Here is a 7,849-nt window from a genome sequence, read left to right on the forward strand (position 1 = left end):
AGGCCAAGGAGAACGGTATCGGGATTGGCCTTCCGAAACTGGCGTTGTCGGCTAGCAGCGGAAAGCTGGAAGGGGCTTTGAAAAGTGAGATCATTGGAATGGCGTCCTCTTCGACCCTCAGCGAAGTAGCCGGCGGATCAGCGACGAGCGCTGATTACGATTCCCTCGTAAAGGCATCCTCGGCATATTCTGTCGCAAATGCCCTGATGGAGTCGAACGACTTCTTCGCGGTGCCTCACGTGGTTGGGTTCGTGGATTTAAGGGGCGCCGGCTCCTGCCGGGCGGCAATGGACGCGCCTCAGGGCCCGCCCCTGTGACGCATGCCGGCGCAGACGCCCGGCAGGGTCAGGCAGCACAATTCAGTTCCGGTAAATGAGGCCGGCCCGGCAAGCCGGCCGCAGGGCAATGTCCGCATTCAACTGATTTCAGGCCCGCAATGCCAGGCAGCGATATCGAAGGGCGCAAGGTCTGCGCCGCCGATCAGGTAGCCTGCCGCACCGGGCGGTGCGCCGATCTGCCGGAGATCCTGCCAGCCTGGCCCGTAATTGAAGGCAAACTGAATGTCTCCGGCGCGCCGAAGGCGCAGGTCGCGGCCCACATCACGGCGCGCAAGGCCGGCCTCGTCACAAAGACGTCCAATCAGTTCAGTCATCAGGCCCTCACCTGGCCAGAACCCGGCATACTGGAAGCGGCCATTGCGCACCCAGGCCGGCTTGCCATCGGCAAATCGGGCGCGAACTTCCGAACCGGTTGTGATCATCTCCCGCCAACGCTCGCCGCGCAACACTTTCTCATCGATCAGCACCTCGACCGGCTCGAAGTCCGGCAAGGTCTCAATTTGCTCGACACGGACATCGAAGGCGTGCGCCAGGAGCCCCGGGGGGAGGCCTGGCGGGATTTTTCCGTCAGGTGTGCGAGACCCGGTCAGCGCGGTCGCAAAGACGAGCGCGCCGGATGATCTCAAAGCGGAACAAATCTCCTCGGTGAGGACGGGCACGCTGGGCAAGAGCACAATTTTGTACCCGTCGAGAGATGTGTCGCTGAACACGATGTCGACGTTCAATCCGAGACGCCGGCATGCGCCATAGGCTATCCGGCTGGGCTCCAGGGGGCCGTGCCGGTTGCCCTGCGGTTGGATCTCATGTTGCCAGAGGCTTGGATAGTCCAGAAGGATCGCGATATCCGCGCGGTCCTGCTGAAGGTGTGTGATACATTCCAGTTCTCGTCCAACCCGGCGAACTTCTTCAAGCACGGGCTGCGGGGTCCGGTCCGGCGCGAGAAGTCCTGCATGCATTTGCTCCTGCGCAAACGGCGCTTGCCGCCAGCGGAAATAGCTCACGAAATCCGCCCCGTGCGCGAAGGCTTCCCATGTCCATACACGGACCATTCCGGGCGCCGGCGCGGCGTTATAGGTTGCCCAGTTCACAGGACCTGGCTGCTGCTCCATGATCGCCCAGCGCGGCGCGCAGGCCCGGAAAACATCATGGTTGAAGGCGGCAAAATCCGGTTCCCCTGCTCTCAACCAGCGCGCTTTCTGGTCTGTGGGGGCCTGACTTTCGCTCAGCAACCCGATCGGGTAACTGTCCCAGGCGGCGATATCCAGTGACCTCGAAATGTCACGGTGATCGAGGCGGTAGAAGTCGCCGATGAAATTGTGCGTGATCGGCCGTCCGGGGCTGTGGCGGCGGATGATATCGACCTGCAGCTGGTTGTAGCTGCACATCTGGTCAGAGCAGAAGCGCCGCCAGTCCAGCCGGTGGGACGGATTGGCCTCCGTCACGGTTGCGCCCGGGGGGTCGATCTCATCAAAGTCATTATAGACCTGCGACCAGAATACAGTTCCCCAGGCTGCATTGACGGCGAGAATGTCCGTATACCGCTTTTCAAGCCAGACCCGGAACGCCGTGACTGCGTCCGGCGAGAAGCTTTCATCCGACCCGTGATGGCCATATTCATTGTCGGTCTGCCACATCGTCACGCCTGGATGCGCCCCGTACCGGCGCGCCAGCGCCTCGACGATGCGCCCGGTTTCGGCGCGGTAGGTCCTCGACGAAAAGCAGTAGTGGCGCCGCGATCCGAATTTGCGGGGATTTGCGTGCGCATCAAGCGGCAGAATGTCCGGATGCGCGTCAACCAGCCATTTCGGAGGGGTGGCGGTCGGCGTGCCGAGCGTGACTTCAAGTCCGGCTGCACTGAGCCCGTCAATTGCCTTGTCGAGCCAGGCCCAGTCATACGCGCCCCGACGCGGCTCCAGCCTGGACCAGGCAAACTCGCCGATGCGCACGTGCGAAAGACCGGCCGCTCGCATCATACGGGCGTCGTGCGCCCAATCGGTTTCGGGCCAGTGTTCGGGATAGTAGCAGACACCGAGCTTCATGAAGGCACTCACTGGATTTGATGGAACCGGAACAGGCGCCCGTGATAAGGTCTGCGCGGATCGCCCTGCAATCCGGACCATGCAAGCGTCTCGCCAGTCTGCACCCCGAGATCGCGGCCCTGTTCCTCGCCCAGGACGATCTCGCGTACACTATAGCGCGTGCCCGCCGGCAAGCCCGGAACGGCAATCCGGGCCAGCAGGGGATAGGCAGACATGCCGGTCCTCAGCACTCTTAGCAGGAAATCGCCCGTATCCTCGCGGCTAAGGGTCGACACGTGCAGCGCCGGGTCCGCGCCGCCCAGAACCCTGTATGTGCCTCCATGTACGAATGAACGCAGCCGCTTGTAGAGGGCAATCGTCTGGGCGAGCGTGACGCGGTCGTCTGCGTTCAGTTTTGCCGGATCGAGTTCGACCCCCAGATGCCCGAACAGCGACACAAGGCCCCTGAACGCCATGGGAAAGGTACGCCCGGTAATCGGGTTTGGCGATGGCCCCACATGGCTACCCATCATTTCCGCCGGGATGTAGCGGGAAAAACTGTCCTGGATGCGGATCCGGTCATGGGCGTCGGTGGCGTCGCTCGCCCAGAAGCGCATGACGCGCGGCAGGATCCCGAAATCGATTCGCCCGCCGCCGCTGGCGCAGCTTTCAATTTCCAGCCCCGGAAACTCCGCCTGCAGACGATCCAGAAGATCGTACAGCCCGTGTACCTGCGCCGCCGCACAGACCTTTCCGTCGAGCTTGGCCGGATAGAGTTCCCGGTTGCAATCCCATTTCAGGTAATCGATGCCGCCGGCCTGCAGGAGCTTCGACAAGGCCGCGAACAGGAAATCGCGAACCCCGGGATTGGAGAGATCCAGAACGAGCTGGTTGCGCCCTGTGGGGGCTTTTTCATCGGGGTATCCAAGGACCCAGTCGGGATGCGCACGGTAGAGTTCGCTCTCGCGGCTGACCATCTCTGGCTCGACCCAGAGACCGAATGACATGCCCAGGCCGCGGACGGCGCTGATAAGAGGCCCGAGCCCGTCCGGGAACCGGCCGCGGTCAGGGATCCAGTCACCGAGTGACGTCTTGTCATCCCGGCGGCCGGAGAACCAGCCATCGTCGAGCACGAAACGCTCGGTACCGAGCTGCGCTGCCTGGCCGGCCAGTTCGATGAGGCTGGCCTCATCAAAGTCGAAGTAGCGCGCTTCCCAGGTGTTGAAATGGACCGGGCGGGCGAGCGGCCGGACGAGGCGGCGTGCATGGGCATGCCAGACTTCGGAAAGGCCGCCGAAACCCCGCGCCGAAAGCGCCACGAGGGCTTCAGGCGTTTCAAATTCATCACCTGGCGCAAGAACGATTTCGCCGGGCTCATACAGCGCTTCCGCGCTGAGTTCGCCGGCGCCGTCCCGCAGCCGCTCCGCCTGAATGCGATGGCTTCCACTCCACGCCAGCTGGACACTGAGCGCACGTCCGGCGGTTTCGGTCGCGCCGACTTCGCAGATCACAAGGCCGGGCGGTCCATCAAATCCCGAACGCCCCAGCCGCGCAGCCTTGCCGGCAAAGCCGGCGTCAAGCGGGCGGCGCGATGCGTGGCCCTCCCGGGCCCAGGCCCCGTAGCCCGACACGATCTCGCCGGCCCAGTCCATCAGCGGCAGGAGCAGCGCGCCGCAGCGGACAAGAAGAACTGACTGGGGCCCGCGATTGCGCACCCGGGTGCGCATGTGCATCAGGCCGTACGCGAGGCGGATCTCTACCTCAGCGCTCACCCCGAGCGCCTGATCGCCCGCATGCAGGGTCATGCTGTTGCGCGATGTCTGCTGCATCGACACCGGTGCCAGCGCCGCGGCGCGCCCGTCGGTCATGCCGACCGCCTCGACGAGGGACAGGCCGTCATAACCGTCCCCCCGCTGCGCCAGGAGACGCGGGCCGGGCGGGGCATCCGGCCCTGCCGGCAAGACCGGCGCCGGGCCCGTGCCATGCTCGGCCGATGCCGGGCCAAAATACGCGAGCCTGAAACCGGACGCTTCCGCGTGAACCACTTTCAGGGCAATACCGCCCTCGGAAAGATGCAGGCTCCTTGTCATCTGTTCAGTCCCGCCCTGGCTCGCCGCCCTCTTGTTTCTATGATCAATCACGCGGACGCGGTAGCTATCTAACAGTCACTTGATTTTCATTTTGCAGAGCAGCTTGTCAGGCCCGATGTCAAACATATCGTCAATAACCCGGCTTGAAGGATCGACTGGCCCGGTCTTCCGGCGCGATCACCAGAAGGCGGATGGCCGGCGCCTGTCGCTCTACAGCTATGCGCCCCATGACGGACCTGTCCGGGAAGAGCTGCTGCGCCCGGAAACGGCGCCTGGAGAATTGCGCCGAGACCCACTCAGGAACAGCTGGGCAATCTACGCGCCCCACCGCCAGTCTCGCACCTTCCTGCCCGCAGCCGCAGCCGATCCGCTGGCGCCTTACCGGCCTGGCGCGCCGACGGAAATCCCGTTTGAGGATTTCGAACTTGCCGTGTTTGAAAACAGGTTTCCCAGTCTTGCCCCGAGCCTGGAACCGGGACACCTCAGTGACTGGGCGTCAGGCGCTGCGATCGGCCAATGCGAGGTCGTCGTGTTCTCAAAGGAACAGGTCGGCAGTCTCGCCGCCCTGAGCCAGGCGCGCCGGGTGCTCCTCATCGAAGCGCTCATTGACCGCTACCGGTGCCTTCACGAGGCCGGATTTGCGTATGTCATGCCGTTTGAAAACCGCGGCGAGCAAGTGGGGGTGACCCTGCCTCACCCGCATGGCCAGATCTATGCATTCCCGAGCGTTCCAGCACCCCAGTTGTCGGCGGTCAGTGCGTTTGCGGCGGGCTATGACCTTGTCGGCGAACACGCGTCCTGGAACGGAAAGTTCGATGTCACGGCGGACGGCGACCTGACAGCCTTTTGTCCTCCCTTTGCCCGCTTTCCCTATGAAACCTGGGTCATGCCCAGGCGGCCCTGCGCCGGTCCATGGGCAATGGACGCAGGCAGCGTCCGGTCGCTCGCCCGTCTCCTCGCCGAAGTTCCCCGCAGGCTGGACGCGCTCTTCGCACAACCAATGCCCTACATGATGAGCTTCCAGGCTGCACCGCGCGGCGCAGATGCGAACTTCCAGTTCACAGTGCAGTTCTTTCCCGTCCTGAGATCTGCGGGAAGGCTCAAGTTTCTTGCGGGTGTGGAGCAGTTCACCGGCGTCTTCACCGTCGATGTCGTGCCAGAGGACGCCGCAGAAAGGTTAAGAGCGCTATGACCACCGCCACGATACCCGGCCGCGTCAACCTGATCGGTGAATGGATCGATTTCAATGGCGGCACTGTACTGCCCATGGCGCTGTCGCAGTCGGTTGAACTGCAATTGCGCGCCAACGGCCAGGACTATGACCGGGTCCGGTCGGCGCAGTTTCCCGACTGCATCGATTTCGCCATCAATGCGCCCGCTGCAGGTCACTGGTCTGACTATGTCCGCGGCGGACTTCAGTATGCGCGCCGCCAGGGTTGGATTGGCCAGGGCCAGGATGTGACCTTGAAAAGCAACCTTCCGGTCGGCGCCGGCCTTTCGTCTTCGGCCGCAACCATCGTCGCAGCGCTCAGGGCCGCAAGCGCGCACCTCGCCGCAGTCGATCCGGTGCAGATCGCGCTGGCGGCAAAGGCTGTCGAGAACGATTTCATCGGCGTGCCGTGCGGGATCATGGACCAGATGGCCGTCGCGGTCGGCGCGCCGGGCTGCGTCCTGGCGCTCGACACGCGCGACTGTTCCTATCAGGTCATTCCTTTGCCAGCCGACTGGACCATTGCGGTGGTACATTCAGGTATTGGCCGCGCCCTGGCAGATGGTCGCTACAAGTCCCGGCGGGAAGAATGCCTTCAGGCCGCTGAAGCGCTGGGGGTAGCGTATCTCTGCGACGGCGACCTCGAAGCCTCAAGGGCGCTGACGCCGGTTCTGGCCAGACGCGCGCGCCATGTCATTTCCGAAGGTCATCGGTCCTTGCAAGCGGTAACAGTCCTTCGCGCCGGCGACCGGCAGGCATTCGGAGCCCTCATGAACGCAAGTCATGCATCCCTGCGCGACGATCTGGAAGTATCCGTCCCCGAGATGGACGCCATGGTTCGGGACGCGGCTGAGTTCGGCGCAGCTGGCGCGCGTCTCACGGGCGCTGGCTTTGGCGGGTGTTTCGTCTGCCTGATCGATACGCAACGGGCCGGGGCCTGGTGGCACGAACTGCAGGCGAGGCATCCGGGCATTCAGCGGATCGCCTGAATGGGTTTGGCCGGCGCACTCACACTGGTTTCCGGCGAATGGTACGTGCAGGTCGACGCTGCGCGCGGCGGGCAGGTCATTGCATGCCGGTGGCGCGGCCACGAAGTCTTCACGACCACAAGTCCCGGGGTCTGGCCCGCGCAGGCCGATGCCGGCTGCTTTGCGCTGGTGCCGTTTTCAAACCGGATCCGGCAGGCGGCCTTCAGCTTTTTCGGGAACAGGGTTTCCTTGCCGGCGCCCGCATTCGCCATGCCCCACGCGCTGCACGGCCTTGGCTGGCGGCAGGCCTGGTCATGTCAGGCGCCTCGTCCGGGCGAACTGATCATGGTTCACACCCATGCCGGCGGCGCCTGGCCCTGGCCCTATGAAGCAAGCCAGCACCTCTCGCTCGCAGGCAACCGCCTGACCCTGACCCTTGCCCTCAGGAATACGGGAACGCAGCCAATGCCGGCAGGCATCGGGCTCCACCCCTATTTCCCGCGCAGGCCAGATCTTGCACTTTGCGTCCAGGCTGACGGCTACTGGAAAACCGACGCTGCCAACCCCGGTATTCCGACGTCCTGGTCTGCGCTTTCTCCGGACAGGGGCGTTTTTGCCGAAGAATCTCCCGACACGGTCGATCTAGACACCTGTTTCACGGGATGGAACGGTAAGGCACGGCTCGACTACTCGGATCCGAAGTTAAGGATTGAGCTGACAGCAAGCGCTGCGTTCTCCAATCTCGTGATCTACTGCCCCGCCGGCAAAAACATTCTCTGCCTCGAACCGGTTTCACATGTGAACGACGCCGTAAACCTCGCCGATCTGAGCGCGTTGCAGCAGATGGACCGCCTCGAACCCGGCGGCTGCCTCGCGGGCACGGTCGTCATCGACGTCTGCGAACCTGGTTGATCCGGCGTTTTCAAACGCGTTCAGGCAGCCGGATTGAAACCTACCCGGTCTCCTTAGCCGGGCGCGTCTCATTTCACCGGTCATCTGCGGGTTATGGCCTGAGATTGAGGTAGCCGGACCTGGGGGCACCCCGGACGGTCGACGCGCCTGACGACCGGCGGCGACATCACCCGCGCTCACCGGATACTTCACCTGGGGCAACGGAAGCGTTTGATAGCGAAGGTGACCTGTGATCTACGCGGGTCTGGCAAAAGCTGCACCGGATCTGGGCCAGACCGCTCAGCCATGTCAGGCGAACAGGTTTGCCATAGAC

6 protein-coding genes are annotated in these 7,849 nt (G+C 63.7%); 4 read left to right on the forward strand and 2 right to left on the reverse strand.

The window, feature by feature from the left end; all coding sequences use genetic code 11:
* A partial coding sequence (locus tag WEA77_RS01995; RefSeq protein WP_368066200.1) for a hypothetical protein occupies positions 1–317 on the forward strand: 317 nt, incomplete at its 5' end.
* Between the two features lie 98 nt (positions 318–415).
* Here WEA77_RS01995 and WEA77_RS02000 read toward each other — a convergent pair.
* The gene (locus tag WEA77_RS02000; RefSeq protein ID WP_368066201.1) at positions 416–2,377 is read right to left on the reverse strand and encodes a beta-galactosidase; all 1,962 of its coding nucleotides are present in this window, start codon (positions 2,375–2,377) and stop codon (positions 416–418) included.
* Positions 2,378–2,385: 8 nt separating this feature from the next.
* Positions 2,386–4,446 (reverse strand): alpha-galactosidase, encoded by a 2,061-nt coding sequence (locus WEA77_RS02005; protein ID WP_368066202.1) that lies wholly within the window; start codon positions 4,444–4,446, stop codon positions 2,386–2,388.
* 115 nt (positions 4,447–4,561) lie between these two features.
* Between WEA77_RS02005 and WEA77_RS02010 the strand changes: the two genes are divergently transcribed.
* The 3 genes from WEA77_RS02010 to WEA77_RS02020 are packed head-to-tail and all read left to right on the forward strand — an operon-like array spanning position 4,562 to position 7,536.
* Positions 4,562–5,638, forward strand: coding sequence for a galactose-1-phosphate uridylyltransferase (locus WEA77_RS02010; RefSeq protein WP_368066203.1), 1,077 nt, complete (start codon positions 4,562–4,564; stop codon positions 5,636–5,638).
* Positions 5,635–6,645 (forward strand): galactokinase, encoded by a 1,011-nt coding sequence (gene galK / locus WEA77_RS02015; RefSeq protein ID WP_368066204.1) that lies wholly within the window; start codon positions 5,635–5,637, stop codon positions 6,643–6,645. The genes WEA77_RS02010 and galK overlap by 4 nt, the downstream gene beginning before the upstream one ends.
* Positions 6,646–7,536: an aldose 1-epimerase gene (locus WEA77_RS02020; RefSeq protein WP_368066205.1), complete on the forward strand. Its 891-nt coding sequence runs from the start codon at positions 6,646–6,648 to the stop codon at positions 7,534–7,536. It abuts the gene before it with no gap.
* Positions 7,537–7,849 lie beyond the last annotated feature (313 nt).

This window comes from Hyphomonas sp. (assembly GCF_040882205.1).
Lineage (GTDB): Bacteria > Pseudomonadota > Alphaproteobacteria > Caulobacterales > Hyphomonadaceae > Hyphomonas.

Bases quoted from the DNA above. Each gene is read 5' to 3' on its own strand.
- galK (WP_368066204.1), top strand. From the start codon at position 5,635: ATGACCACCGCCACGATACCCGGCCGCGTCAACCTGATCGGTGAATGG.
- WEA77_RS02005 (WP_368066202.1), bottom strand. From the start codon at position 4,446: ATGACAAGGAGCCTGCATCTTTCCGAGGGCGGTATTGCCCTGAAAGTG.
- WEA77_RS02020 (WP_368066205.1), top strand. From the start codon at position 6,646: ATGGGTTTGGCCGGCGCACTCACACTGGTTTCCGGCGAATGGTACGTG.
- WEA77_RS02000 (WP_368066201.1), bottom strand. From the start codon at position 2,377: ATGAAGCTCGGTGTCTGCTACTATCCCGAACACTGGCCCGAAACCGAT.
- WEA77_RS02010 (WP_368066203.1), top strand. From the start codon at position 4,562: ATGTCAAACATATCGTCAATAACCCGGCTTGAAGGATCGACTGGCCCG.